At 73.1% G+C, this 26,058-nt stretch carries 20 protein-coding genes; 3 read left to right on the top strand and 17 right to left on the bottom strand.

The window, feature by feature from the left end:
* Nucleotides 1-45 precede the first annotated feature (45 nt).
* From ABZW30_RS22595 to nrdR, 10 genes are all read right to left on the bottom strand, one after another.
* Entirely contained in the window at nucleotides 46-1,290 is a 1,245-nt protein-coding gene (locus tag ABZW30_RS22595; RefSeq protein WP_355672953.1) for a cytochrome P450, read from the bottom strand.
* A complete protein-coding gene (locus ABZW30_RS22590; RefSeq protein ID WP_355672952.1) occupies nucleotides 1,287-1,913 on the bottom strand; it encodes an ATP/GTP-binding protein in 627 nt (208 codons plus the stop codon). The genes ABZW30_RS22595 and ABZW30_RS22590 overlap by 4 nt, the downstream gene beginning before the upstream one ends.
* Nucleotides 1,894-2,262 (bottom strand): DUF742 domain-containing protein, encoded by a 369-nt coding sequence (locus ABZW30_RS22585; RefSeq protein ID WP_355672951.1) that lies wholly within the window; start codon nucleotides 2,260-2,262, stop codon nucleotides 1,894-1,896. The genes ABZW30_RS22590 and ABZW30_RS22585 overlap by 20 nt, the downstream gene beginning before the upstream one ends.
* Nucleotides 2,259-2,696 carry a roadblock/LC7 domain-containing protein gene (locus ABZW30_RS22580; RefSeq protein ID WP_355672950.1) on the bottom strand — a complete coding sequence of 146 codons (438 nt, stop codon included), beginning with the start codon at nucleotides 2,694-2,696 and terminating at the stop codon, nucleotides 2,259-2,261. The genes ABZW30_RS22585 and ABZW30_RS22580 overlap by 4 nt, the downstream gene beginning before the upstream one ends.
* On the bottom strand, nucleotides 2,693-4,462 hold the full coding sequence (locus ABZW30_RS22575) for an ATP-binding protein (protein ID WP_355672949.1): 1,770 nt from the start codon (nucleotides 4,460-4,462) through the stop codon (nucleotides 2,693-2,695). Before ABZW30_RS22575 ends, ABZW30_RS22580 begins: the two co-directional genes overlap by 4 nt.
* A gap of 272 nt (nucleotides 4,463-4,734) precedes the next feature.
* Nucleotides 4,735-5,301: a Clp protease N-terminal domain-containing protein gene (locus ABZW30_RS22570; protein ID WP_355672948.1), complete on the bottom strand. Its 567-nt coding sequence runs from the start codon at nucleotides 5,299-5,301 to the stop codon at nucleotides 4,735-4,737.
* Between the two features lie 3 nt (nucleotides 5,302-5,304).
* Nucleotides 5,305-5,541 (bottom strand): RNA polymerase subunit sigma-70, encoded by a 237-nt coding sequence (locus ABZW30_RS22565; RefSeq protein ID WP_355672947.1) that lies wholly within the window; start codon nucleotides 5,539-5,541, stop codon nucleotides 5,305-5,307.
* Nucleotides 5,542-5,599: 58 nt separating this feature from the next.
* A complete protein-coding gene (locus ABZW30_RS22560) occupies nucleotides 5,600-6,361 on the bottom strand; it encodes an NAD(P)H-binding protein (protein WP_355672946.1) in 762 nt (253 codons plus the stop codon).
* Between the two features lie 160 nt (nucleotides 6,362-6,521).
* The gene (locus tag ABZW30_RS22555; RefSeq protein ID WP_355672945.1) at nucleotides 6,522-9,389 is read right to left on the bottom strand and encodes a vitamin B12-dependent ribonucleotide reductase; all 2,868 of its coding nucleotides are present in this window, start codon (nucleotides 9,387-9,389) and stop codon (nucleotides 6,522-6,524) included.
* Between the two features lie 204 nt (nucleotides 9,390-9,593).
* Nucleotides 9,594-10,091 (bottom strand): transcriptional regulator NrdR, encoded by a 498-nt coding sequence (gene nrdR / locus ABZW30_RS22550; RefSeq protein ID WP_355672944.1) that lies wholly within the window; start codon nucleotides 10,089-10,091, stop codon nucleotides 9,594-9,596.
* 342 nt (nucleotides 10,092-10,433) lie between these two features.
* Here nrdR and lexA point away from each other — a divergent pair, with 342 nt between their 5' ends.
* Nucleotides 10,434-11,315, top strand: a complete 882-nt coding sequence (lexA, locus tag ABZW30_RS22545) for a transcriptional repressor LexA (RefSeq protein ID WP_355672943.1) — start codon at nucleotides 10,434-10,436, stop codon at nucleotides 11,313-11,315.
* A 149-nt stretch (nucleotides 11,316-11,464) separates the two neighbouring features.
* Here lexA and ABZW30_RS22540 read toward each other — a convergent pair whose 3' ends face one another.
* From ABZW30_RS22540 to ABZW30_RS22520, 5 genes are read right to left on the bottom strand one after another with little or no spacing between them, the layout of a single operon-like run.
* A complete protein-coding gene (locus ABZW30_RS22540) occupies nucleotides 11,465-13,573 on the bottom strand; it encodes an ATP-dependent DNA helicase (protein ID WP_355672942.1) in 2,109 nt (702 codons plus the stop codon).
* A 12-nt stretch (nucleotides 13,574-13,585) separates the two neighbouring features.
* On the bottom strand, nucleotides 13,586-15,409 hold the full coding sequence (locus ABZW30_RS22535; protein ID WP_355672941.1) for an IucA/IucC family siderophore biosynthesis protein: 1,824 nt from the start codon (nucleotides 15,407-15,409) through the stop codon (nucleotides 13,586-13,588).
* A complete protein-coding gene (locus tag ABZW30_RS22530; protein ID WP_355672940.1) occupies nucleotides 15,387-16,778 on the bottom strand; it encodes a SidA/IucD/PvdA family monooxygenase in 1,392 nt (463 codons plus the stop codon). The genes ABZW30_RS22535 and ABZW30_RS22530 overlap by 23 nt, the downstream gene beginning before the upstream one ends.
* A gap of 9 nt (nucleotides 16,779-16,787) precedes the next feature.
* Complete coding sequence (locus ABZW30_RS22525; protein ID WP_355673007.1) at nucleotides 16,788-17,459, bottom strand: GNAT family N-acetyltransferase; 672 nt, start codon at nucleotides 17,457-17,459, stop codon at nucleotides 16,788-16,790.
* A complete protein-coding gene (locus tag ABZW30_RS22520; protein WP_355672939.1) occupies nucleotides 17,351-19,291 on the bottom strand; it encodes an IucA/IucC family protein in 1,941 nt (646 codons plus the stop codon). The genes ABZW30_RS22525 and ABZW30_RS22520 overlap by 109 nt, the downstream gene beginning before the upstream one ends.
* Nucleotides 19,292-19,627: 336 nt before the next feature.
* Here ABZW30_RS22520 and ABZW30_RS22515 point away from each other — a divergent pair, with 336 nt between their 5' ends.
* Both ABZW30_RS22515 and ABZW30_RS22510 read left to right on the top strand, forming a co-directional pair.
* Nucleotides 19,628-20,836, top strand: a complete 1,209-nt coding sequence (locus ABZW30_RS22515; RefSeq protein ID WP_355672938.1) for a hypothetical protein — start codon at nucleotides 19,628-19,630, stop codon at nucleotides 20,834-20,836.
* A 27-nt stretch (nucleotides 20,837-20,863) separates the two neighbouring features.
* Entirely contained in the window at nucleotides 20,864-22,036 is a 1,173-nt protein-coding gene (locus ABZW30_RS22510; RefSeq protein WP_355672937.1) for a hypothetical protein, read from the top strand.
* Nucleotides 22,037-22,084: 48 nt separating this feature from the next.
* Here the strand turns inward: ABZW30_RS22510 and hflX are convergent, their stop codons facing one another.
* The gene (gene hflX, locus ABZW30_RS22505) at nucleotides 22,085-23,587 is read right to left on the bottom strand and encodes a GTPase HflX (protein ID WP_355672936.1); all 1,503 of its coding nucleotides are present in this window, start codon (nucleotides 23,585-23,587) and stop codon (nucleotides 22,085-22,087) included.
* A complete protein-coding gene (locus ABZW30_RS22500) occupies nucleotides 23,584-25,923 on the bottom strand; it encodes an HD domain-containing protein (RefSeq protein ID WP_355672935.1) in 2,340 nt (779 codons plus the stop codon). Before ABZW30_RS22500 ends, hflX begins: the two co-directional genes overlap by 4 nt.
* Nucleotides 25,924-26,058: the final 135 nt, after the last annotated feature.

Below are 26,058 nucleotides of genomic sequence, written 5' to 3'. Positions count from 1 at the left end.
GCTGGCCCGACGAAGATCCGCAAGACGCCCGCTGCGGACACGCCCTCAGGCCGGGTGGCCCGGGGTGAACGAGACCGGCAGCGCGACCAGCCCGCGCACCCAGGCCGAGGGCCGCCACACCAGCGCGTGCTCGGCCACCGCCAGCCGCAGGTCCGGCAGCCGGTCCAGCAGCACCTCGATCGCGGTGGTGGCGATCACCTCGGCCGCCTCCTGCGCCGGGAACGGGCAGCCGTGCTCGCCGTACGAGTAACTCATGTGCGCCCGGTTCCCCTCGGCCGGGCGGCCGTCGGCCTGCCGCACCGACGGGTCCGCGTTGGCCCCGGCGAAGCCGAGCAGCAGCATGTCCCCCTCGGCGATCCGCTGACCGCCGAGCTGGGTGTCCCGCACCGCCCAGCGACCGGCGAAGATCTGCGTCGGGGTGTCCTCCCAGAGCGCCTCGTTGAGCGCCTGGCTGATGCTGCGCCGGCCGCCCGCCAGCGAGGCGGCGAAGCGCTCGTCGGTGAGCATCAGCCGCAGCGTGTTGGAGATCCAGTACGAGCTCGGCTGATGGCCGGCGATCAACAGCACCCGCAGGTCGCGCATCACCTCGTCGTGGGTCAGCCCCGCCGGGTGCTCCAGCATCCGCGAGGCCACGTCCGCGCCGGGGTGTTCGGCCTTCTCCTCCACCAGCGCGAGCATCAGCTCCAGCAGCCGCTGGGCGCCGGCCGGCGCGTCCGCCCCGCCGTCCAGCATCGCCAGCAGGGCGGCGATCAGCTGCGGCGCCTGCTCCTCGTCCAGCCCGAGCACCCGGCACAGCACCAGCAGCGGCATCCGGTGCGCGTACTCGGCGACCAGGTCGGCCTCGCCACGCCCGGCGAACTCGTCGATCAGCCGGTCGGCGATCTCCTCGGCGTGCTTGCGCAGCTCGTACGGGTCGATGCCGGCCAGCGCGTCGGTGACCGCACGGGAGCGACGCACGTGCTCCTCGCCCTCGGCGTACAGGATCGACGGCACCGGCGCCATCATCGGCTTCAGCGGCCAGTCGACGGGCAGCGTCGCCCAGGCGTGCCAGCGGCCGGAGTCGCGGCCGAACAGCTGCGGCTGGCCGGTGACCTGCTGCAGCTCGCGGTAGCCGATCACCAGCCAGGCGGGCACGCCGCCGGCCAGCTCGACCGGGGCGACCGGGCCGTGCGCGGCGCGCAGCTCGCGGTAGAGCTGGGCCGGGTCGGTCTGGAAGCGCGGCCCGTACAGCGGCGTGGCGCCGGCGTGCGCCGGGCAGCCCGGGGGCGGGGTGGCGGCGGGCTGGGTCACGGGGTGCTCTCCTCGTAGATCGCGTCGGGTGCTCCGGCGAGGGCCGCCAGGTGGTGGACCAGTTCGATCAGCACCCGCTTGCCGGACTCGCGGTCGCGGGCGTCGCAGTCCACCAGCGGCACCTCGACCGGCAGGTCCAGCGCCTCGCGGACCTGCTCCAGGGTGTGGGTGGGCTCACCGAAGTTGTTGCGGGCGACGATGAACGGGGTGCCGTGGTGCTCCAGCCGGTCGATCGCGTACCAGGACTCCTCCAGCCGCCGGGTGTCCACCAGTACGACCGCGCCCAGGGCGCCGCTGAACAGGCGGTCCCAGAGGAACCAGAAGCGCTCCTGACCGGGCGCGCCGAACAGGTAGAGCACCTGGCGCTCGGACAGGGTGATCCGGCCGAAGTCGAAGGCGACCGTGGTGGAGCGCTTGCCCCAGGAGCCGGCCGGGTCGATGCCCTCCCCGGCCCGGGTCATCACCTCCTCGGTGTTCAGCGGACGGATCTCGCTGACCGAACCGACCAGGGTGGTCTTGCCCACCCCGAAGCCGCCGACCACGACGACCTTCAGCGCGTTGTCGGCGGTCGCCCGCAGCGGGGTGCGCACCGCGGACCGGACGTCAGAGTCGTTGGAGGCCATGCAGCACCTGCTTCAGCGTGTCGAGGTCGGGCAGCCGGGCCTTGTTCGGCGCGAACCTGGGGTGCCGGGCGGTGACCGCCCCGGACTCCAGCAGGTCGCCGAGCAGGATCTTCACCACCGAGACGGGCAGCGACAGCTCCGCCGCCACCTCCACGACGGCGGTCGGGGCCTCGCACATCCGCAGGATCCGGGCGTGCTCCGACTGCATCCCGGCCGTCGGCTCCCGTTCCGCGACGATCAGCGTGACCAGGTCGAAGGCGTTCTCCGGGGCGCGGCTGCGGCCCCCGGTGATGGTGTAGAGGCGGTCCGGGTCGTCGTCCCGAACCGGCGACACCGGCCCGGCGTTCATATCCCGGCGCTCTCTTGAGCGGCGTCGTCGGCTTCCCCGCTGCGGGCGGGCGCGCTGAGGTAGACGCCGATCTGCTCGATCAGGCCGTGCATGTTGTGGCCGACCACGCCCACGTCCGCGTCGTCGTCCGTGACCACCGCGAGGTGCGCGCCCTCACCGGCCGCCACGATGCACAGGACGCCGCCGTGGAACTCGGTCATCGACTGCCGCACCCCGCCGCTGCCGTCGCCGAACTCGATCGAGGCGCCGTGCGCCAGGCTCTGCAGACCGGAGGCGATCGCGGCCAGCTGGTCGGCCTGGTCCGCGCTCAGCCCGGCGGTGTGGCAGAGCTTGAGGCCGTCGGCGGAGAGAACCAGGGCGTGTCGGGCGCCGGGGGTTGCCGTCAGCAGGTTTTCCAACAGCCAGTCGAGGTCGCGGTCGGGGGCGCTGCTCATGGGGTGTCCTTCTCGGTCACGGGGGAAGCGTCGGGCGTGGTGTCGGTGTCCGCGGTCGGCGTCCCCGCGGGTACGGGCTCGGCGGCCGGTACGGGCGGGGCGGCCGGTAGGGGCACCACCGGCTGGGCGGACCGACGGAAGGCGCCGAACCGGGCGGCGGCGCTCGCCGCGTCGGTCCGTACGGGCTTCGCGGCCGCGGCCACCGCGGGGGTGGTGGACAGCGTCTGCCCGCGGCGGCGCTGCGGCAGGCCGCTGTCGGTCATCCGGGCGGGCGCGGACGGGGTCTGGGTGGGGACGGTGGGCGCCGGGACAGCCGTGGCGGTCGGTACGGCGGCCGGGGCGGCGCTCGGCGCGGTGGGCGCGGGCGGCAATGAGGCGGGCGCCGGGCGGGCCGGGGTGAGCGCGGGGCGCACGGACTCCACGACGGGCGCGGGGGCCTGGACGGGTGCCGGGGCCTGGTGGGTGACCAGCTGCTGCGGGATCAGCATCACCACCCCGGTGCCACCGCGCGCCGACGGCCGGAAGGAGATCTGCAGCCCGTGCTTGCGCGCCAGCATGCCGACCACCGCGAGGCCCAGCCGGGTACCGGCGGTGAGCGTGGTGAGGTCCAGCGGCTCGGCGGCGACCGCCCGTTCGGCGCGGCGCAGCCAACTGTCGCTCAGGCCCAGCCCGCTGTCCTCGACGGTGACCGCCAGACCGGCCGGCACCTCCTCGACGTAGACGTGCACCTCGGCCGGCGGGGCGGAGAAGTTGGTGGCGTTGTCCAGCAGTTCGGCCAACGCGTGCATCACGCCCTCGGCCGCGTACCCGGCGACCGCGGCGGTGCTGGCGTTGTGCAGCCGCACCCGCTGGTAGGCGCCGATCCGGCCGAGCGCGCCGCGCAGCACCGACTCCACCGCGATCGGCTTGGCCCAGCGGCGGCCGGACCGGGCGCCGGTGAGCACCGCGATGCTGTCCGCCATCCGGCCCGCCTGGGCGGTCGAGTGGTCCAGACGCAGCAGGTCGCCGAGGACCTCCTCGTCGTGCCGGTGCTGCATCTCGCGCAGCTCGGCGTGCATGCTCGTGGCCAGCGCCTGCACCCGCCCGGCGGCGGTCGCGCAGACCGCCAGCGCGGCGGCCCGCAGCCGCTCGCCCCGACCGATCTCCTCGCCGACGGCGCGCAGCAGCGCGTACTGGGGGTGCTTGCGGTGGGCGGCCAGCGCACTGTCCACGGCGGCGCCCGCGCGCAGCCTCTTCACCACCTCGGGCAGCACGCCCTCGGGGATCCGGTCCAGCTCGACGCGCTCGGCGGCGGCCCGCTCCCGGTCGGCCTCGGCCTCGGCCCGCACGGTGTCCAGCTCGGCCCGCAGCCGGGCCAGCTCGGCGCGCGCGGCGGTCACGTCCGCCTCGGCACGGGCCTGCTCGGCCTGGGCGGCGTCCCGTTCGGCCTGCGCGGCGGTGACGCACCCCTTGGCAGCCGTCTCGGCCTGCCGGGCGCTGCCGGCCACGAGCAGCGCCGTCATCGTCTCCCGGTGCTGCTCCTCCACGGCCTCGGCCAGCCGGCGGGAGCGCTCGGCACCGGTCGCGGCCAGGCCGACCGCGATCAGCCAGAGCACCGCGACGGCGCCCACCGCGAGGGCGGTGAGCGGCTGGTGCGCGCCCAGAGCCCGGTCGATGCCGACCGGTGCGGCGACCAGGGCCAGCAGGACGGCGGCCGCCGTGAGGGCGACGGTGCGCGGCGCGGGGCGGCGGCCCGGCTGACCGTCGGGGCTGGTGGCTTCTCTCATCGGTGCGGTCCTCGGCAACGTCGGCGGGCGGCGGCGCGGGCGGCGGGTCGGCGACGGTTGCGGCCGCCGACAGCGGGTCGAACACATACGAGACCGCCCGGCGACGTCGTGAAACGTCTCCGGGCGGCTGATCCGTTCACGCTTTCGGCCGATCATATCGATTCAGACATTGGCCTCAAGCCGCCAGTTGACGGTCAATCTCCTTCATTCACGCCTCGTACACCGGTCAGCGACAGGATCAACGCCCGTCGCAGGCCCCGCCGGGGGCGGACTCAGGCCAGTTCGGCCTCCACCGCCTGCCGTACGGCCGCCGGGTCGAGCCCGTGGTCGGCGATCACCCGCGCCCCGAGCCCCTCCCCCTCGCGCAGCACCCCGAGCAGCAGGTGGCCCACCGCGATCTCCCCCGACTTCATCCGCAGCGACTCACGCAGGGACAGTTCCAGGGCCTTCTTCGCCCGGGCCGTGAACGGGATGCGCCCGCCCGCTGCGCCGCCGGAGCGGAACCAGCCCCGGCGCTTCGGCTCCCCCTCGGGCGGGGCTTCCAGCGCGCCCTCACCGAAGACCGACTCGACCGCCTCCCGCACCGCGTCCAGGTCGACCCCGATCGAGGCCAGCGCCTGCGCCTGGCCCCCCTCCCCCAGCAGCCGGCGCACCGCCTGCAGGGCCGTCCCGTGGTCCAGTCCGACCCCGGTCAGCACGGCGGCCGCCGGATCCTCCGGCCGCGCCAGGATCGCCAGCAGCAGGTGCTCCGTCCCGATGTAGCCGTGCCGCAGACCCCTCGCCTCCTGCTGCGCGGTGACCACCACCTGCCGCGCCGCGTCGGTGAAACGCTCGAACATCACTCAGCCTCCGTCCTCGTCGCCCCGGGTACCGCGCTTCGCGTACTTCTTGTGCACCGCCTGCCTGGTCACCCCGAGGCAGACCGCGATGTCCTGCCAGGACCAACCCTGCGACCGGGCGTTGCCCACCTGCAGGGACTCCAGGCGGTCCGCCAGATCACGCAGGGCGCGGACCGCCCGGAGCCCCACGGCGGGGTCACGACTGCTCGCGGCGGCCGCGAGCTCTCCGCTCTCGCTCATGCCGTCAACTTTGGTTGACATCCTCGCGGATGTCAACCCTGGTTGACGGCTGCGGAGCTCACCCGAACCGCCGCGCCAGCGCCTCCTCGAAGCTGCCCCGTCCCACCGCCCGCTCCGGCGTCGTGAGCCCACCCGCCCGCAGCGCCCGTCCCACCGCCCCCGGTGCCCGCAGTGGCAGCAGCACCCGCCGCCGGCCCGCCGCCCGCAGGTACGCCTCGGCCAGCTCCCGGTACGGCCGCGCCCGCGGCCCGCCCACCTCCGGCGCGAACCCGGCCGGCTCCGCCCCCACCAGCCCCGCGACCTGCGCCGCCACCTCCCGGACGTCCACCGGCTGGATCCGGGCACCGGCCACCACCGGGAACACCGGCAGCTTCGCGCTCACCCCGAAGACCTTGAACAACAGGTCGTGGAACTGCGTCGCCCGAAGCACCGTCCACCCCAGCCCCGACTCCCGCACCACCCGTTCACAGGCGAGCTTCGCCTTGTAGTACGCGATCGGCACCCGGTCGACCCCCACGATCGACACGTACACCAGGTGCCTCACCCCGGCCTGCCGGGCCTGCCCGACCAGCCGCTCGACCCCGGACACGTCCTGCTTCCCCTGCGTGGTCGCGCAGTCCACCACCGTCTCCACCCCGGCGACCGCCTCCGCGATCCCCGCCCCGGTCACCAGGTCCCCGACCACCCACTCGACCCCGTCACCGCCGTCCCGCACCCGTCGGCTCAACCCCCGTACCGCCACCCCGCGCGCCACCAGCAGCCGCACCACCTCCCGCCCCAACGTCCCCGTCGCCCCGGTCACCAGCACCGTCCCCGTCACCACACCGCTCCTCTCGGAAAAAGCCGTCACCCGCTACGGACCGGACACCGCCCCCGTCCGTGACATCGGCATCCCCGGAACGCGAAAAAGCGGGGCGAGGACCGTGAAGTCCTCGCCCCGCTTCAGCGGCTCACCTCACGCGAGGTGAACGCCGGGATCCTCAGCTGCAGCCGCTGGTGGAGCCGCAGCCCTCGCAGAGGTAGCAGCTGCCGGCGCGGCGCATCTTGGTGCCACAGGAGAAGCAGAGCGGCGCGTCGGCGTTGAGGCCGAGCTGGATCTCCATCAGCTCCGTGGAGTTGTGGGCCTGCTTCGGGGACGCCTTGGGCGCCTCGACGGCGGGGGCCGGCTTGGCGACCACCGGGGCGGACTGGGCCAGCGACTCGGTGTCGAGCTCCTCCGCCTCCAGCGGCTCGTACGAACCCGTCTCCAGGTGGCGCTGGCGCTCCTCGACGGAGTGGATGCCGAGCGCCGAGCGGGTCTCGAACGGCAGGAAGTCCAGCGCCAGGCGGCGGAAGATGTAGTCGACGATCGACTGGGCCATCCGCACGTCCGGGTCGTCGGTCAGACCGGCCGGCTCGAAGCGCATGTTGGTGAACTTCGAGACGTAGGTCTCCAGCGGCACGCCGTACTGCAGGCCGACCGAGACGGCGATGGAGAAGGCGTCCATCATGCCCGCGAGGGTCGAACCCTGCTTGGACATCTTCAGGAAGACCTCGCCGAGGCCGTCGTCCGGGTAGGAGTTGGCGGTCATGTAGCCCTCGGCGCCACCGACCGTGAAGGAGGTGGTGATGCCCGGACGGCCCTTGGGCAGGCGCTTGCGGACCGGGCGGTACTCGACGACCTTCTCGACCGCGACGGGCGCCTCGGCCACCGCCTCCTTCTCGTCCTTCTTCTTGGCCGAGAGCGGCTGGCCGACCTTCGAGTTCTCGCGGTAGATGGCGAGCGCCTTGACGCCCATCTTCCACGCCTCGAAGTAGATCTCCTCGACGTCCTCGACGGTCGCGCTGGCCGGCATGTTGACCGTCTTGGAGATGGCGCCCGAGATCCACGGCTGGATCGCCGACATCATCCGCACGTGCCCCATCGGCGAGATGGAGCGCTCGCCCATGGCGCAGTCGAAGACCTCGTAGTGCTCGGTCTTCAGGCCCGGCGCGTCCACCACGTTGCCGTGCTCGGCGATGTGGGCGACGATCGCCTCGATCCGCTCGTCCTGGTAGCCGAGGCGCTTGAGGGCGCGCGGGACGGTGCCGTTGACGATCTGCATCGAGCCGCCGCCGACCAGCTTCTTGAACTTGACCAGGGCGAGGTCGGGCTCGACGCCGGTGGTGTCGCAGTCCATCATCAGACCGATGGTGCCGGTCGGGGCGAGCACCGAGGCCTGGGCGTTGCGGAAACCGTTCTGCGAACCGATGCGCAGCACGTCCTGCCAGGACTTGTTGGCCGCGAGCCAGACCGGGGCGTCCAGGTCGTCGAAGGAGACGGCGTCCAGCGAGGCGTCCGCGTGCTGCTTCATGACCTGCTGGTGCGCGGCCGCGTTGCGGGCGTAGCCGTCGTACGGGCCGACCACACCGGCGAGTTCGGCGCCGCGGCGGTAGGCGGTGCCGGTCATCAGCGAGGTGATGGCGCCGGCCAGGGCGCGGCCGCCCTCGCTGTCGTAGGCGTGGCCGGTGGCCATCAGCAGGGCCCCGAGGTTGGCGTAGCCGATGCCGAGCTGGCGGAAGGCGCGGGTGGTCTCGCCGATCTTCTCGGTGGGGAAGTCGGCGAAGCAGATGGAGATGTCCATCGCGGTGATGACCAGCTCGACGACCTTGGCGAAGGTCTCGGCGTCGAAGCTGTCGTCGTCGCGCAGGAACTTCATCAGGTTCAGCGAGGCGAGGTTGCAGCTGGAGTTGTCCAGGTGCATGTACTCGGAGCACGGGTTGGACGCGTTGATGCGGCCGGACTCCGGGCAGGTGTGCCAGTGGTTGATGGTGGTGTCGTACTGGATTCCGGGGTCGGCGCAGGCCCAGGCGGCCTCGGCCATCTTGCGGAACAGCTTCTTGGCGTCGACGGTCTCGATGACCTCGCCGGTCATCCGGGCGCGCAGGCCGAATTCGGTGCCGTTCTCGACGGCGGTCATGAATTCGTCGTTGACGCGGACCGAGTTGTTGGCGTTCTGGTACTGGACGGACGTGATGTCGTCGCCGCCGAGGTCCATGTCGAAGCCCGCGTCGCGCAGGGCCCGGATCTTCTCCTCCTCCTTCACCTTGGTCTCGATGAAGGCCTCGACGTCCGGGTGGTCGACGTCCAGCACGACCATCTTGGCCGCGCGGCGGGTGGCGCCGCCGGACTTGATGGTGCCGGCCGAGGCGTCGGCGCCGCGCATGAAGGAGACCGGGCCGGAGGCGTTGCCGCCGGAGGAGAGCAGCTCCTTGGAGGAGCGGATGCGGGAGAGGTTGAGGCCGGCGCCGGAGCCGCCCTTGAAGATCATGCCCTCTTCCTTGTACCAGTCGAGGATCGACTCCATGGAGTCGTCGACGGACAGGATGAAGCAGGCGCTGACCTGCTGGGGCTGCTTGGTGCCGACGTTGAACCAGACCGGCGAGTTGAAGCTGAACACCTGGTGGAGGAGGGCGTGGGTCAGCTCGTGCTCGAAGATCTCGGCGTCGTCCTTGGTGGCGAAGTACCCGTGCTTCTCGCCGGCCGCGCGGTAGGTGAGGACCACGCGGTCGATGATCTGCTTGAGGCTCCACTCGCGCTGCGGGGCGCCGACGGCGCCGCGGAAGTACTTGGACGTGACGATGTTGACGGCGTTGACCGACCAGAAGTCGGGGAACTCGACACCGCGCTGCTCGAAGTTGATCGAGCCGTCGCGCCAGTTGGTCATGACGACGTCACGACGCTCCCAGCGGACCTCGTCGTACGGGTGCACGCCAGGGGTGGTGTAGATGCGCTCCATCCGGAGGCCGCCCTTCGGGGCCTTGGCGCCCTTGGCCGCGACCTTCTCGGACTTCGACCCGCGTGCGGAACCGCTCGTGGTGTCTGTCACTTCTCGCTCCTCCTCCTGGGCAAACGCCCGAAGTGCCCCGAAAAATCCGGGCACCGCTGGTTCGTACTTCCGGTGTGCGGGCAGGCGGAGACCTTGCCTGCTTACGCATGGTTCGTAGTGTTTCGTGCCCCGTTTCCGGGCACGCGTGGGCCCCGTGGGGCCGTGTGGTACTGACAGGCGGGCCCGCGCGGGGCCCGGCGCCTCCTAGGGCGCGGCGGCGGGAACGGGCACGGGGGGGCCGTCCGCCTCGGAAACGGGCCGCTCGGCGCGGAGTTGCGCGATGGCGGCCTCGAAGTCTTCGAGTCCGTCGTAGGCCTGGTACACGCTGGCGAAGCGCAGGTACGCGACCACGTCGAGTTCCTTGAGCGGGCCGAGTATGGCCAGCCCCACGTCGTGGGTGGTCAGCTCGGCGTTGCCGCTGGCGCGCACGCACTCCTCGACCAGCTGGCCGAGCTGCGCGAGGGCGTCCTCGGTGACCGGGCGGCCCTGGCAGGCCTTGCGGACGCCGGTGATGACCTTCTGCCGGGAGAACGGCTCGGTGACGCCGCTGCGCTTGACGACCATGAGCGCGGCCGTCTCCACGGTGGTGAAACGGCGGCCGCAGTCCGGGCACTGTCGACGACGGCGGATGCAGCTGCCGTCCTCGGTGGTCCGGCTGTCGACAACGCGGCTGTCGGAGTGCCGGCAGAAGGGGCAGTGCACCTGGGGATCCCTCCCTGGCAGGACGTGCGGACTAGTCGAGTCTAAGCGATGCGCCCCCGGCCTCGGCAAGCTGATCATGCGACGCGACCACTAGTACTGGGCACGGAGGGGACTCTAGCCACTACATCTAGGTCTCGGAGGGAAGTGACACCCCTGGCGTGTCGGCGCCGATTAGACTTCCGAAGTCGACATCCGGTCGAACATTTACTCGATGTACAACAAAGCCTTGATCGAGTCACCCAACTCCCGAATAATTCACTCGAACGTGTGTTTGGCGCAACCTTTCGATAGGAGGTGCGTTGGGCTGGAAAAGGGAGAGGACAGCCGTCGAGAGGGGCCGCCGTGAACACCGTCGAAACCAACACCATCCCGGTGCAGGAACACTCCCAGTTCAAGGTGGGGCAGCGCACCACGAATCAGCAGAGTGTGGACATCAGCATGGACCGTAGCGAAGACCACCGCCTCTCCGGCGCGGCCCTTTCCACCGCGAGCCGCGTTCCCGACCAGCCGATCGAACACTCCCCCGCAATGGACGACAGCCACCCCTCCCCCGCCCGCGCGACGCCCGGACGCCCCCCCGGTATCCGAACCGACGAGGCCGGCCTCACCGAGCGCCAGCGCCGGGTGATCGAGGTCATCCGCGACTCCGTCCAGCGCCGCGGCTACCCGCCGTCCATGCGCGAGATCGGCCAGGCCGTCGGCCTGTCCAGCACCTCCTCGGTCGCCCACCAGCTGATGGCCCTGGAGCGCAAGGGCTTCCTCCGCCGGGACCCGCACCGTCCGCGCGCCTACGAGGTCCGCGGCGTCGAGGTGGCCCGCCCCAACACCGCCGAGACGGCCGGGCGGCCGTCCACCTCCTACGTGCCGCTGGTCGGCCGGATCGCCGCCGGCGGTCCGATCCTGGCCGAGCAGACGGTCGAGGACGTCTTCCCCCTGCCCCGCCAGCTGGTCGGCGAGGGCGAGCTGTTCGCACTCACCGTGCGCGGCGACTCGATGATCGAGGCGGCCATCTGCGACGGCGACTGGGTCACCGTGCGCCGCCAGCCGGTCGCCGAGAACGGCGACATCGTGGCCGCGATGATCGACGGCGAGGCCACCGTGAAGCGGCTCAAGCGCGAGGACGGCCGGATCTGGCTGATGCCGCACAACCCCGCGTACGAGCCGATCAACGGCGACAACGCGACCATCCTGGGCAAGGTCGTCGCGGTCCTGCGCCGCCTCTGACCTCACGGGCACGGCGCCTCCGACACCACGGGCGCGCCGCCGCCGACACCGCGGGCGGCACCGCGGACGGCAGCAACCCGGGAAGGGGCTCCACCGCGTCAGCGGGGAGCCCCTCCGTCGTCGTACGGCAGCGGCGGCGGCAGCGGCGCTCAGCCCCGCTTCACCACCGGCCGCACCGGCGCCGCCGAGGCGTCGATCGCCGCCAGCGAGCGGCGCACCTGGTTGCGGTCCGTGGTGTACCAGAACTCCGGCATGGAGGACCGGAAGAAGCCCCCGTACCGCTTGGTCTCCACCCGCGGGTCGAGCACCGCGACCACGCCCCGGTCGTCCGCCGCCCGCACCAGCCGGCCGGCGCCCTGCGCCATCAGCAGCGCCGCGTGCGTCGCCGCGACGGCCATGAAGCCGTTGCCGCCGTGCTGCTCGACGTCCTTCTGGCGGGCGCTCATCAGCGGGTCGTCCGGGCGCGGGAAGGGGATGCGGTCCATCACGACCAGCTGGCAGGCCGAGCCGGGCACGTCCACGCCCTGCCAGAGCGAGAGCGTGCCGAACAGGCAGGTGGTCGCGTCCGAGGCGAACTCGCGGATCAACTCGCCCAGGGTGTCCTCCCCCTGGAGCAGGATCCGGTGATCCAGCCGCTCCCGCATCGCCTCCGCGGCCGCCTGGGCGCCGCGCATCGAGGAGAACAGGCCCAGCGTCCGACCGCCGGCCGCGCCGATCAGCTCGGCCAACTCGTCCAGCATGTCCGGCCGTTCGGGGTCGCGCCCGGGGTCGGCGAGGTGCTTGGCGACGTACAGGATGCCCTGCTTGGGGTACTTGAACGGCGAGCCGACGTCGATCCCCCGCCAGTACGGGACGGCGTCCTCCCCGAAGCCGGGCTCCGGGTCGTCGCCGGGCGTGCGCTCGTCCGGCAGCCGGGTCTCCTTGGGCAGACCGAGCGAGCCGGCCACGCCGTTGAAGTCCCCGCCGAGCTTGAGCGTGGCCGAGGTGAGGACGACCGAGCGCTCCTTGTACAGCCCCTCGCGCAGCAGCCCGGACACGCTCAGCGGCGCGACCCGCAGCGAGGCGGTGCCCAACCCGTAGCGATCGCTGCGCTCGATCCAGACCACGTCGTACTCGGAGCCCTCCAGCAGCCGCTCGGCGGTCTCGTGCAGCGTCTCGGCCGAGGCCATCGCCTGCTTGCGCACCGCGTCCTCGTCGCTGAGCCCCTTGTCCCGGGTCTCGCCGAGCGAGGTGATCACCTGCCGGGCGGCGTCCCGGATCGCGGTGACCGCGTACGCCAGGTACTCGGGCAGCTCCTCGACCCGGCCGGGCTGGGCGGTCTCCATCAGGCCGTGGTAGTTCTCCGCGGCGGCCTGCAACGCGTCCACGGCCTTCTCGTTGGCCAGCCGGGCCGCCCGCTTCACCGCCCGGTTGACCGCGCCGACGGTCAGCTCGGCGGTGGCCGCGCCGGTGACCCGGTTGACCAGCTCGTGGGCCTCGTCCACGATCAGCAGCCCGTGCTCGGGCAGCACCGGCGCGCCCTCGATCGCGTCGATCGCCAGCATCGCGTGGTTGGTGACCACGACGTCCGCCAGCTTGGCCCGCTCCCGCGCCTTCTCCGCGAAGCACTCCTGCCCGTACGCGCAGCGGGTCGCGCCCAGGCACTCCTTGGAGTTGACCGACAGCTGCGCCCAGGCCTTGTCCGACACGCCGGGGCTCATGTCGTCGCGGTCCCCGGTCTCGGTCTCATCCGCCCAGTCGCGCAGCCGCAGCACCTCCTGCCCGAGCTTGCCGGTGGGCCCGCCGAGCGCGTCGACCGGGTCGAACAGGCCCTCGCCCTCGTCGCTCGGAGTGCCCTCGTTGGCCCGGTGCAGGCACAGGTAGTTGGAGCGGCCCTTGAGCATCGCGAACAGCGGGCGGCGGCGCAGCACCGGGTGCAGCGCCTCGACCGTGCGCGGCAAGTCCCGCTCCACCAGCTGGCGTTGCAGCGCCAAGGTGGCGGTGGCGACCACCACGCGGTCCCCGTGGGCGAGCGCCGGCACCAGGTAGGCCAGGGACTTGCCGGTGCCGGTGCCGGCCTGGACGAGCAGGTGCTCGCTGTGGTCGACGGCGTCGGCGACGGCCTCGGCCATCCGCATCTGGCCGGGGCGCTCGACGCCGCCGACGGCCGCCACCGCGGCGTGCAGCAGTTCGGGGATCCGCGAGCGCGGGACGGCGACGGCTTCCTCGGCCTCGTCGCCGAGGTCCGTCGCGGGCAGGGGTTCGGAGTCGTTCGTCATGGCCCTTCCACCCTACGGGGCGGGGGCGACAATCCGGTCCCGTTGCACCGGAAGGCGCACGTCCACGGCGACCAGCGCGTTCGGCACCGTACCGTGCCGGGCCGCGTGCGGACGGTGCGGGCGGTCCTGGTAGCCGTCCAGCAACAGCCGGTTGCGGTTGAGGCAGAGCCGGGTGATCCGGGGCTGGAACAGGTCGAACAGCTCGAAGCGCTCGCACAGCTCGGGGAAGCGGTCCTGGTAGCGGTGGATCTCGGCACGCAGCAGGGCCCAGAACTCGGTCTCGGTCAGTCCGGTCTGCGCCTCCAGCAGCGGGGCGAGGTAGCGGAAGACGCCGATGAACAGTCCGGAGTGGATGAACTGGCAGAGCCCCTGCGGGCTGTCCCGCAGCAGCACGTCGGCGACCTCGGCGGGCAGCCCGCGCAGTTCGGGCAGGTCCTGGTCGCTGAGGTTGACGTCATCGACGAAGTCCTTGACCGCGAGCCGGGTCGGGGTGCCGCGGTCGTCGAAGACCACGATGGCGTTCTCGCCGTGCGGGGAGAAGACCAGCCCGTAGCGGTAGAGGAAGTGCAGCAGCGGCGGCATCATCGCGGCGAACAGCCGGCCGGTCCACTCGGCGGGGGTGAGGCCGGAGCGGGTGATCAGCTCGACGGCGAGCGCGCGACCGTCGGAGCCGGTCTGCAGCAGCGCGGCCAGGGTACGGGCGCGTTCGTCCCCGGCGAGGAAGGGTCCGAGCGGTTCGCGCCAGATCGCGCCGAGGAGTTCCTTGTACTGGTACGGCGACTCGGGCATCTCCCGGTACACCGGGTGGTCGACGGTGACGGAGGCGATCTCGCCGAGCAGGATCACCCGGCACTCGTCCCGCAGGTACGGGTCGGCGTCGCGCAGCCCGTGAAGCCAGGCGGTGACGGCGGGCGCGGCGAGGGTCCGCTCGACCGGCAGGCCGCGCCAGACCAGGGTGTTGAGGATGGACAGCGGCAGCTTGACGGTGCAGCGCTCGGGGTGGGCGGTGTTGAAGAAGGAGCGGATGGACTGCTGGGGCAGCCGTGGGTCGCCGTCCGAGGGCAGCGGGACGATCTCCCCGGAGGCGATCCAGGGCGCGAACAGCGGCAGGACCGTCTCGTCCCACTGCCAGGGGTGGACGGGCAGCAGCAGGTAGTCGTCGGCGTCCGGGCCGAGCGGGGCGCGCAGCGCGTCCGGGTCGTCCAGCTCGCGGGCGTACAGCTGCTCGGGCCGCTCCAGGCCGGGCACGCCGCGGTACTGGGCGAGCCGGCGGTGGACGGCGATCCAGGGCAGCGGGCGCGGGCTGCGGGCCTCCGGGGTCCAGCGGGCGGCGTCGCTGCCGGAGAAGCCGATCCGACCCTTGTTGGGGACGATCCACGGGTGGCCGCCCTGCCGCCCCTCCAGCGCGGGGTGGTCGAGCTCGGCGAGTTCGGCGGCGGTGAGCGCGGTGGCGAGCTGACGGGCGTCGGCGGTCAGGGTGACGGAGAGCTCGCGGATCAGGTGGGCGGTGGTCTCGCCGCGCATCCCGAGGGTCTGCCGGGCGTACGGAAGGAAGCGCAGCGGGTCCAGGCCGTCCGGTTGGGAGCAGCGGATGGACTCCGGATCGACCTGCCAGCTGTCGTAGGCGCCGCGGCGGGCGGTGAAGCGGTACTCGACCTCGGGCAGTTTCAGCAGGTAGTCGCCGTCGAGGGCCCCGGGGGCGGGCGTGAGCAGTTCCTCGTAGGCGAACTCGCCGAACATCTTGGCCAGCAGGGTGCGGCCGGCCCGCCGCCAGTGCCCGGCGGTGAGGTGCGGGGGCAGGTAGAGCGGCGGTTCAGCGGCCGACGGTTGCGGCACGGGTCAGCTCCTGAGGACGGGGGACGACGGGGGTGGGTTGTGCGTCACCGGCGGGGGCCGGCGGCGCGAAGCCGGTCCAGGCGGTGCGGTCGGGCAGTCGGTGGACGGTCCGACCGGTGACGGCGTTGAGGATGACGGCGGCCCGGTGGGCGCCGAGGCCGAGGTCGGGGGTGCCGACGCCGTGGGTGTGCAGTTCGGCGTTCTGGACGTAGAGGCCGCCGGTGAGCTCGGGCCGGGTGGCGACCCGGTGGTCGAGGTCGACCCGGTACCGCCCGGACTCGTCCCAGTCGATCAGGTGGGCGAGCGGTTCGAGCGCCGCCGGGCGGGCGGCGCGGTAGCCGGTGGCGAGCACCACGGCGTCGGTGCGCAGCAGGTGCTCGGCGCCGGTGTCGGTGTGCCGGCAGTGCAGTTCGAGGCCGCCGCAGGGGCCGGGGCGGGCGTCGGTGACGGCGGTGCCGGGGGTGATCTCGACCGGGGCGGTGTCGATCGGGCGGCCGATGGTGCGCTCGTAGAGGTGGTCGTGGATCTCGGCGAGGGTCTCGGCGCTGGCGGCCTTGTGCAGCTGCCACTGGGCGGTGACCAGGGCGTCCCGGACGGGCTCGGGGAGGCTGTGGAAGTAGCGGGTGTAGTCGGGGGTGAAGTGCTCCAGGCCGAGCTTGGAGTACTCCATGGGCGCGAGCGCCCGGGTGCGGGTGAGCCAGCGCAGCCGGACGCCGTCGCCCTCGTGGCGGCGGAGCAGGTCGAGGAAGACCTCGGCACCGGACTGCCCGCTGCCGACCACGGTGATGTCCCGGGCGCCGGCCAGGTCGGCGCGGCGGTCGAGGTACTCGGCGGAGTGGAAGGCCAGCGGGTGGCCCGCGAGTCCCGCGAAGGCCTCGGGCAGGACCGGCCGGGTGCCGACGCCGAGCGCGAGGTTGCGGGCCCGTACGGTGGAGCGCCGGCCGGTCGCGGTGTCGGTCAACTCGGCCCGGTACGACCCGCCTTCCCAGTGCAGCGCGGTGACCTCGGTGCCGAAGCGGCAGCCGGCCAGCCGTTCGGCGGCCCAGCGGCAGTAGTGGTCGTACTCGCGGCGGGCCAGCTGGAAGCGCTCGGCGAAGTAGAACGGGAACAGCCGGTCCTGGGCGCGCAGGTAGTTGAGGAAGGACCACGGGTTGGTCGGGTCGACCAGGGAGACCAGGTCGGCGAGGAAAGGCACCTGCATCCGGGCCCCGTCCACCAGCATCCCGTGGTGCCAGCGGAACTCCGGACGCTGGTCGCAGAAGAGCGTGCGCAGGCCGGGTACGGGCTCGGCGAGTGCGGCGAGCGAGAGGTTGAACGGGCCGATGCCGACGCCGAGCAGGTCGTACGGCGGGGGTGTCGAGGTGTCCACAGGGGTGTCCTAGGCAGAAAGTAAGTCTCGGTCGCGGACCATCAGGGCGGCGCGTTTGCCGGGCAGCGCCAGTTCGGCGGCGGCCCGGAATCCGGCCCGCTCGAAGGCCCGGACCGAGCGCCGGTTGCGGACGTCCGGTTCGGCCACCATCCGCTCGCAGTACGGTCGTCGGCTGAGGATCAGATCGGCGAGAGCGGACAGCAGCAGGGCGCCCAGGCCCCGGCCGCGGCTGGCGGCCGGGCCGAGCAGCAGGTGCACGCCGATGTCGTGCGGCCGGGCCGGGTAGTGCCCGGCGAGCGGGTCGAGGTCGGCGCGGTACACCTCCCAGTAGCTCATCGGCGTGCCGTCGAGCAGGCCCAGGCAGGGCACGCTGCGGCCGTCGCCGTCGAGTTGGGCCCGGATGTGCCGTTCGGTGACGGCGGGCGGCCCGGCGAGTTCCCAGAACTCGTCGACCTCGGGGTCGTTCATCCAGCCGGCCAGCAGCTCCAGGTCGGCGGGCAGCCGGACCGGGCTGAGCCGGAACTCACCGGCCGGGGTGGGGACGGCCCCCCACCCGGGCACATCGTCCAGCATCAGACGTCCGCCACCGGGTTGGGGATGTCCACGTACACGGACTGGGTGGCGACCGGGCCGACCAGCTCGTCCAGGCCGTTGATCCGGGTGAGCAGGTTGGCCTTGCAGGGCAGGACGGGCGCGTCCAGCAGCAGCGCGGGCAGTGCCGAGCCGGTGGCGGTGGCCTGCGGGCCGGCCAGGAACCGGCGCAGTCCGGCCAGCAGCACCGTTTCGTCGGCCAGCCCCTGGGAGCCGAAGGCGCCGATCAGGCCGAGCACGTGGTTGATGCCGAGGTAGTAGGCGAAGTGGTGGTCGATCACCGGGTCGGGCAGGAAGGTGTCGCTCTCCGCGCCGAGCCCGGGCAGCCTGGCGGTGAGCCGCTCGGCGGCGCTCTCCCGGTAGTAGTAGCCCTGGTTGTCGCGGTAGCGGCCGCCGATGGGCCAGCCCTCGGCGTCCAGCAGCACGATGCTGTTCTGCTGGTGCGCCTCCAGGGCGATGCCGCCCCGGCCGTCCAGCCAGAGGACGGGCAGCACGACCGCGTCCAGATAGCGCAGGAACCATTCGGCGGCCACCGTGCGCAGCGGGCGGCCGGTGCGGGCGGCGAGCGAGCGCAGGGTGTCGCCGAGCCGGGACGGCACGGTGGTGCCGGTGCCGAGCGGCTGTTCGGCGACCAGTCCGGCCACGCACAGCGCCCGGTCGGTGGGCGCGAAGGGCTGGGCGCGCAGAACGGTGTCCAGGCCGCCCGGGGTGCCGAGCCCGGGGTGGTCGACGCCGATCCAGGCCGGGTCGCGGACGATGTCGAAACCGGGGTGGGCGGCGCGCCACTCGGCGGCCAGCCCGCTCTCCAGCAGCCGGTGCATCTCCAGGCCGCGGTGCAGCTCCTTGCGCAGGTTCTCCCGGCGGGAGTTGGTGATCCGCAGACCGAGCGAGAGCTTGAGCATCCACGGCACGCCGGGCCGGTAGACGGTGCGCACCGAGGAGGTGGGGTGCCAGGGCTCGCCGGCCGGGCCGAGATCGTGCAGCAGCCCGTCGGCGAGCAGCGCGGCGACGGCCGGACGGTGGGCGAGTTCGCGGGCCTGCCAGGGGTGCAGCGGCAGGGCGGCGGTGCCGGGCGGCAGGGCGGTGCGGCCGCCGAGCAGGGCGGCGGTGAGCCGGTCGGCGCTCTCGGCGACGGCGGAGCCGGCCGCGAGCAACCCGCGGTCGACCGCGTACCAGTGCAGTTGGAAGGAGCCGTGCAGTTCGGGCGAGTAGGCGGCGCTCTGGGCCGGGCCGAGGCCGTCGCGGCTCTTCGGGGTGGGGTGCAGCGGGTGGCCGAGCAACAGGGACTGCTCGGCGGCGAGGAAGTGTGAGCGCTCCGGCCCACCGGGTTCGGCGGCGGTGCGGCGGTGGGCGAGGATCTCGGCGGTGCGCACCACCGAGTCGGCGACCCGGGCGGCGAGGTCGGCGACCTGCCCGGGATCGGGCCGTTCGGCGGCCGCGGCGGCGAGCAGCGCGGCGGCGGTGACGGCGTCCACCGGGGCCTCGGCGGTCCCCTCCCCGGCCGAGAGCGTGGCCGACCCGAACCGGTGCCAGCCGCCGGGCGACCAGTAACGGACCGGCGCGGTGAGCCGGGCGGCGCCGCCGAGGACGTCGACCCTCAACCGTCCGTCCGCCCCGGGCCGGGCGCCGGTCTCCCGCGTCCAGCAGCGCAACAAGGCCTCCAGGGCGGCCTGTTCGGCGGCGACGGCCGGGTCCGGGTGCAGCAGCGGGTCGGGTCCGGGCCGGTACTCCTCGCTCGCCTCCCGGCGCTCTTGATCCGGCGTCGACGCTCGCCCTCCTCGCCCACCCCCGGGCAGGAGGGGCCCGCCCTCCGGCACTCGCTCGTCGCTCGTCGCTTTCGACGCCGGCGCGCCCTTCGGCTCCCGAGAGGGCTCCGCGGGCTGCGGCGATTCGGGCGGGGCTCCGGTGAGGGCGATGCTCAAGGCTGCTCCTTGGTGCGCGTGGGGGTGCGGACGCGCGCTGGTGGTGGAGAGGGTCGGCGGGCGCTCGCACCGTCGCGTCAGGTAAGGGTTACCTATCCCTGATGGGTGATCACAAGGACGGCTCACTCGTCCGGGTGAAGATCGGGGATTGTCCGCCCCGGCGGCGGAAGGCCCTGCTGTGCCGACGAGTCGCCTGGTCCCGCGTCACGGACCGGTGACCTCGGGTCAGCCCCGCAACCCGGGGGGCGGCCACGGCCGTCCTGTACGGCGATGGAAGACTCCAGGGCGGCGAGCCGCCACACCGAAGCCCATCCGAGCACAGGGGGAAGCGCACAGATGCCATCGATCCACCGGTCAGCCCTGGCCGCCGCCCTGGTCACCGGAACGCTGCTCGCCGCGAGCGCCTGCGGACCGGACGACCCGGCCGGCGACGGCGGGAGGACCGCCGCGCCGCCACCGAACGCCACCGCGGCGAGCGCCGCCGCCACCCCGGGCGGTGGCGGCGTCGTCGGTGGGATCACCCTGCCCTCCGGCCTGCCGACCAGCCTGCTGGAGGGTCTGCCGAGGACCTGGGACGACCTGAAGAAGTGGAAGTTCGAGGACTGGGACAAGTGGGCGTCCAAGCACGTCTTCAACAACCCGGTGGTGAAGGACTTCTGGGATCCGGACAAGATGGGCGACGCCAAGCCCGCCGACCCGGCCCCGCCCACCGCCAAGCCGGCCCCGGCCACCTCGAAGCCCTCCACCGACGACGGGGTGACCGACCCCGAGCCGCCGGTGGTCAAGGCCGTGCTGGTGCCCCGCCCGTACCTCAAGCAGCCCTCCGGCAAGGTGTTCTTCTCCGCCCAGGGCGGCCGGGGCAACTGCTCGGCCACCGTGGTCGCCGACCCGCAGCACCCGGGCAAGAGCAACCTGGTCTGGACGGCCGCGCACTGCGTGCACGAGGGCAAGGGCGGCGACTTCTACAAGGACCTGGTGTTCGTCCCCGCCTACAACAACTCCGGCGCCTCCAGCGGCGGTAAGAAGGCCCCGCTGTCCGAGCTGGCCCCGCTCGGCACCTGGTGGGCCGACCAGGTCACCACCTCCCCGCAGTGGATGGTCGAGGGCGGCCCGACCGGCGACGCCGCCAACCAGTACGACTTCGCCGTGATGCGCGTGCACAACCAGAACGACACCGGCAAGTCCCTTGAGGAGACGGTCGGTTCGGCCGTCCCGGTGTGGTTCGACGCGCCCCGCGACCAGCTCAGGGTCTCGGCCGCCGGCTACCCGCTGGTCAAGCCGTTCGACGGCCAGGAGCTCTACAAGTGCGACGGCGGCAAGCCCACCCGGCTGTCCTTCGACGCCAAGCGCCCGTCCATGCTGACCATCGGCTGCAACATGACCCAGGGCGCCAGCGGAGGCGGCTGGTTCGCCACCATGCCGGACGGGAAGACCGCCCTGGTCAGCAACACCTCGATCGGCACCCAGGAGCACACCTCGCTGAGCGGCCCGTACTTGGAGGCGGTCGCCAAGCAGGCCCTGGACTGGATCTCCAGGAAGCAGTAGCCGGTACACCACGGGGGACGAATCAGCATGCGCGCCATCAGGACCGGTCTTGTGGGGCAGGTCGGATCCGGGCTGATCCGCAAGACCGGCCCTCGTACCAGGGGGCGCCGGGCCGCCACGGCCGGCGCCGCGCTGCTCGCCGCCCTGACGCTCACCGCGGTCGCCTGCGGGCCGGACGGCCCCGCCGCCCCGGCCACCCCGCCCTCCGCCCTGCCCAAGCCCGCGCCGAGCAGCCTCGGCGACCTCAGCGGCTGGAAGCTGGAGGACTGGGCCCGGTACGTCACCGACAGCGGCTTCACCAACCCGGTGGCCCCGGGCTACTGGTCGGTCTCCCGGATGGAGGCCGCCAAGGCCAGGCCCACGCCGGAGTACTCGCTGACCGCCACCGCGCCGGGCACGGTCCAGCGGGACGCCCCGCCCGCCGCCGTCCCGGCCGGGCCCCAGCAGCACCCGTACGGCTCGGACTCCGCCGTGGTCGGCAAGCTGCTGATGACCACACCGCAGGGCGACGCGGTCTGCTCCGGCACGGTGGTCTCGGACCCGGTCAACCCGGGCCGCAGCAACCTGGTGTACACCGCCGCGCACTGCCTGAACGACGGCAAGGGCGGCGGCTGGGTGAAGAACCTGGTCTTCGTGCCCGGCTTCAACCGGGACGGCCGGGCGGCCCGCGGCAAGCCGTACGGCGACCAGCAGGCGGCCCCGTACGGCCGGTGGACGGCGGTGCGCGCGCTGGTGTCGCCGACCTGGCTGCAGGAGAGCGGTGTCGGCGCCCACAGCCAGTACGACTACGCCGTCGTCCGGGTGCGCGGGGAGTCCGACTCCGGTCCGTCCCTGGAGGAGACGGTCGGCGGTTCCGTCCCGGTCTGGTTCAACGCCCCGCGCGAGCAGGTCGGCTCGGCCGTCGCGTACGGCTACCCGGTCGAGCGGCCCTTCGACGGCATGGAGCTGCACCGCTGCGACTCCCCGGCCGCGCCGGGCCTGCTCTCCTTCGACCGCAGCCGCCCGCCGATGTACGTGATCGGCTGCACCATGACCGGCGGCGCGAGCGGCGGCGGCTGGTTCATCACCAAGGACGGCAAGCCCAACCTGGTCAGCGTCAGCGCGATCGGCGACCGCAACCCGGCCGGGCACCTGGCCGGGCCGTCGCTGCAGGACCAGGCGAAGCAGGCCTTCGACTACTTCGCCAAGAACGTCAAATAGCGCGAAGGGCCCCGGACGGGATCGTCCGGGGCCCTTCCGTAGTACCGGTCAGCCCTGCAGGGCCACCGCGAAGTGCTCCAGCTCCGCGGCCAGCTCGGCCGGCACCTTGGCGTGCAGCAGCGTGCCCTCGCCGGTGTGCTCGGTGGCGAGCAGCTCGCCCTCCGTGTGCACCCGGGAGACCAGGGCGCCCTGGGTGTAGGGCACCAGGGCCCGGACCTCGACGGCCGGGCGCGGCAGCTCGTCGTCGATGAGCTTCAGCAGCTCCTCGATGCCCGCGCCGCTGCGGGCCGACACCACGATGGCGTGCGGCTCGCGGCGCAGCAGGCGCTGCAGCACGTGGGGGTCGGCGGCGTCCGCCTTGTTGATCACCACGATCTCCGGCACGTTCTGTGCCTCGACCGAGACGATGACCTCGCGGACGGCGGCCAGCTGCGTCTCGGGCTCGGGGTGCGAGCCGTCCACCACGTGCAGGATGAGGTCGGCGTCGGCGACCTCCTCCATGGTCGAGCGGAAGGCCTCGACCAGGTGGTGCGGCAGGTGCCGGACGAAGCCGACGGTGTCGGCCAGGGTGTAGAGCCGCCCGCTCGGGGTCTCGGCCCGGCGCACGGTCGGGTCCAGGGTGGCGAACAACGCGTTCTCCACCAGCACGCCCGCGCCGGTGAGCCGGTTGAGCAGGGAGGACTTGCCGGCGTTGGTGTACCCGGCGATGGCCACGGACGGCACCTGGTGGCGCTTGCGCTCCTGGCGCTTGGTGTCGCGGCCCTTCTTCATGTCGGCGATCTCCTTGCGGAGCTTCGCCATCTTCTCGCGGATCCGACGACGGTCGGTCTCGATCTTGGTCTCACCGGGACCACGGGTGGCCATACCGCCGCCCGAGGAGCCGGAGCCACCGCCACCCATCTGCCGGGACAGCGACTGACCCCAACCGCGCAGACGCGGCAGCATGTACTGCATCTGCGCGAGCGAGACCTGCGCCTTGCCCTCCCGGGACTTGGCGTGCTGGGCGAAGATGTCCAGGATCAGGGCCGTCCGGTCGACGACCTTGACCTTGACCACGTCCTCCAGGTGGATCAGCTGGCCGGGGGTGAGCTCACCGTCGCAGACCACGGTGTCGGCGCCGGTGGAGGCGACGATGTCGCGCAGCTCCTTCGCCTTGCCGGAGCCGATGTAGGTGGCGGCATCGGGCTTGTCGCGACGCTGGATGACGCCGTCCAGCACCTGGGAGCCGGCCGTCTCGGCGAGCGCGGCGAGCTCGGCCATCGAGTTCTCCGCCTCCTCCAGCGTGCCGTCGGTCCAGACGCCGACGAGCACCACACGCTCCAGGCGGAGCTGGCGGTACTCGACCTCGGTGACGTCTTCGAGCTCGGTGGAGAGGCCAGCGACCCGGCGCAGGGCCGCACGCTCGCTGCGGTCGTACTGGTCGCCGTCGTAGCTGTGGCCGAGGTCCTCGTCGATGGCCGCGAGGTCCTCGTCCATGAGGGCTTCCGCCCGCAGACCGCCGAGGCGGCGCGAGGCGTCGGCGTGGTCGCGGGTGCCGAACGTGGAGGTCATTCTGTCCTTTGGTCGCTGTACGGCTGCGGCGAGGACCCTCGGCTGTCACCGGGGCTCCTGTGCCCTGTGAACGCCGTGGACCGGCCGTGAATTCCCCACGATGGTCGCACGCCCGGCACGGGCCGGTCACCCCCATTTCCCCCGGCGTGCCGGGCCCCGGCCCCTTCCGGGGCGTGCGGGCGGATCACGTCGTACACCCCGGACACCTTGAGCATCGCCCGCATCAGCGCGGGCAGCGCGCCCGGCTCGGGTAGTTCGACGGTGTAGGTGTGCCGCACCCGGAGCTCCTGAGGCGGCTCGACCTCGGCCGAGACGATGCCGACGCCCTCGGCGGAGATCGCCGCGGTGAGGTCGGCGAGCAGCCGGGGCCGGTTCAGCGCCTCGGCCAGCAGGGTGGCCCGGTGCCCGGCGGCCGGGGCGTCCTCGGGCCGCCAGCGGACCTCCAGCTCGGCGCGCCCGTCCGCGCGCAGCCGCTGCCCGGCCGGACAGCTGGTGCGGTGCACGGCCACCGCGCCGCCGCGGATCGGGTAGCCGGCCACCTCGTCCGGCGGGACGGGCGTGCAGCAGCGGGCCAGCCGCACCGGCGCCCCGGGCCGCCCGTCCACCGCGACCGGGGCCGCCCAGCGCTCGCCCGCCCGGTGCGCGGGCGGGGCGGGCTGGCCGCCGGCCGGGCCGGTGCGCACCGCCGGCAGCCGGGCCGGGTGGTCGGCCAGCCAGCGCTGGATGGCCAGCCGGGCGGCGGGGGTGCGGGCGTGCGCCAGCCACTCCGGCGACGGGCCCGAGGGCTGGCCGCTGCCGACCGGGAGGTTCTCGGTGAGCACCGCGAGCACGTCGCCGTCCTGCAGCACGGTGGACAGCGCGGTGAGCCGGCCGTTGACCCGGGCGCCGATACACCGGTGCCCGGTCTCCTCGCCGAGCAGGTAGGCCACGTCCACACAGCTGGCCCCGGCCCTCAGCTGGAGCGTTTCGCCGCTCTCGGTCACCACGGTGATCTCGCGGTCGCCGGCCAGGTCGGCGGTGAGCGCGGACCAGAAGGCGTCCGGGTCGGGCGTCTCCTGCTGCCACTCCAGCAGCCGGCTGAGCCAGCCGGGCCGGGCCGGGTCGGTGCGGTCCAGTTCCTCGGCGTCCTGGGCGGTGCCGGCCGGGGACGGGTCGCCGAGCGCGACCACCCCGGTCTCGGCCACCTCGTGCATCCGCCGGGTCCGGACCAGCACCTCGACCACCGCGCCGCCCTCCAGCGCCACGGCGGTGTGCAGCGACTGGTAGAGGTTGAACTTGGGGGCGGCCACGAAGTCCTTGAACTCTCCGGGCAGCGGCGTCCAGCAGGTGTGCAGCTCGCCGAGCACGGCGTAGCAGTCGGCGTTCTCCTCGACCACCACCAGCAGCCGCCCGAAGTCGGCCGGCTGCGGCCCCTGCGGCCGCCCGTCCGGCCCGGGCGCGGCGTCCCGTTTGAGCAGCACCCGGTGCAGCGAGACGCAGTGCCGGGGCCGTACGGTCACCTCGGCGGCGACCCCGGTCTCGGCCAGCTGGCGGGCCAGCCGCCGGGCGAACGGCTCCAGCAGGGTGTCCGGCTCGGCCTCGTGACCGGCCATCAGGGCCCGGCTGCGGGCGTGCTCCTCGGGGTGCAGGGTGGCGAAGACGATGTCCTCCAGCTCCGCCTTGAGCACCTGGATGCCGAGCCGCTCGGCCAGCGGGATGAGCACGTCCCGGGTGACCTTGGCGATCCGCACCTGGCTGGCCGGCTTCATGTGCCGGATGGTCCGCATGTTGTGCAGCCGGTCGGCGAGCTTGATCACCATCACCCGGACGTCGTCCCCGGTGGCGACCAGCATCTTGCGGAAGGTCTCGGCCTCGGCGGCCGCGCCGAAGTCGACCTTCTCCAGTTTCGTCACCCCGTCGACCAGGTAGGCGACTTCGGGCCCGAACCCGGCGCTCACCTGGTCCAGCGTCAAATCGGTGTCCTCGACCGTGTCATGGAGCAGCGAGGCGACCAAGGTGGTGGTCCCGGCGCCGAGTTGGGCCAGGATCATGGTGACGGCCAGCGGGTGGGTGATGTACGGCTCGCCGCTCTTGCGCTTCTGGCCGCGGTGGCTGGCCTCGGCCAGCCGGTACGCCCGGGCGAGCAGCCCGAGGTCGGCCTGCGGGTGATGTCGGCGGTGGACCCGGACGAGCGGTTCCAGGGCGTCCGGCACGGGCGGGCGGCCGGTGGCCAGTAAGGCGGCCCGCCCGGCCCGGCCGAGGGCGGCCCGGCCGAGCTCTCCGAGGGGCCTCCTGGCCCCGGCCTGCCGTGCGGTCGTCGGCTGCCCCGCAAGGGGCTGCCCGGCTTCGATGGTCATCGGCACCTCCGGCAACGGTCGCCGGGTGCAACCCCTCCCCAGGGGGTTGATCGACCCGGTGGTCCATGCTACCGAGCAGAGCACGTTCCGCGATGCCGCGATTCCCGTGCGCGACCGGTATCACCCGATCGGGGG

This window comes from Kitasatospora sp. NPDC004669, from assembly GCF_040609455.1.
Classification (GTDB): Bacteria; Actinomycetota; Actinomycetes; order Streptomycetales; family Streptomycetaceae; genus Kitasatospora.
Note: the sequence above shows the minus strand (reverse complement) of the source record. Positions and strands in the feature narration are given on the sequence as shown.

What these genes read in the sequence shown, in the direction of transcription:
- ABZW30_RS22590 (WP_355672952.1), bottom strand. Translation starts at nt 1,913, where the DNA reads ATGGCCTCCAACGACTCTGACGTCCGGTCCGCGGTGCGCACCCCGCTG.
- ABZW30_RS22585 (WP_355672951.1), bottom strand. Translation starts at nt 2,262, where the DNA reads ATGAACGCCGGGCCGGTGTCGCCGGTTCGGGACGACGACCCGGACCGC.
- ABZW30_RS22580 (WP_355672950.1), bottom strand. Translation starts at nt 2,696, where the DNA reads ATGAGCAGCGCCCCCGACCGCGACCTCGACTGGCTGTTGGAAAACCTG.
- ABZW30_RS22575 (WP_355672949.1), bottom strand. Translation starts at nt 4,462, where the DNA reads ATGAGAGAAGCCACCAGCCCCGACGGTCAGCCGGGCCGCCGCCCCGCG.
- ABZW30_RS22570 (WP_355672948.1), bottom strand. Translation starts at nt 5,301, where the DNA reads ATGTTCGAGCGTTTCACCGACGCGGCGCGGCAGGTGGTGGTCACCGCG.
- ABZW30_RS22565 (WP_355672947.1), bottom strand. Translation starts at nt 5,541, where the DNA reads ATGAGCGAGAGCGGAGAGCTCGCGGCCGCCGCGAGCAGTCGTGACCCC.
- ABZW30_RS22540 (WP_355672942.1), bottom strand. Translation starts at nt 13,573, where the DNA reads ATGACGAACGACTCCGAACCCCTGCCCGCGACGGACCTCGGCGACGAG.
- ABZW30_RS22515 (WP_355672938.1), top strand. Translation starts at nt 19,628, where the DNA reads ATGCCATCGATCCACCGGTCAGCCCTGGCCGCCGCCCTGGTCACCGGA.
- ABZW30_RS22510 (WP_355672937.1), top strand. Translation starts at nt 20,864, where the DNA reads ATGCGCGCCATCAGGACCGGTCTTGTGGGGCAGGTCGGATCCGGGCTG.
- hflX (WP_355672936.1), bottom strand. Translation starts at nt 23,587, where the DNA reads ATGACCTCCACGTTCGGCACCCGCGACCACGCCGACGCCTCGCGCCGC.
- ABZW30_RS22500 (WP_355672935.1), bottom strand. Translation starts at nt 25,923, where the DNA reads ATGACCATCGAAGCCGGGCAGCCCCTTGCGGGGCAGCCGACGACCGCA.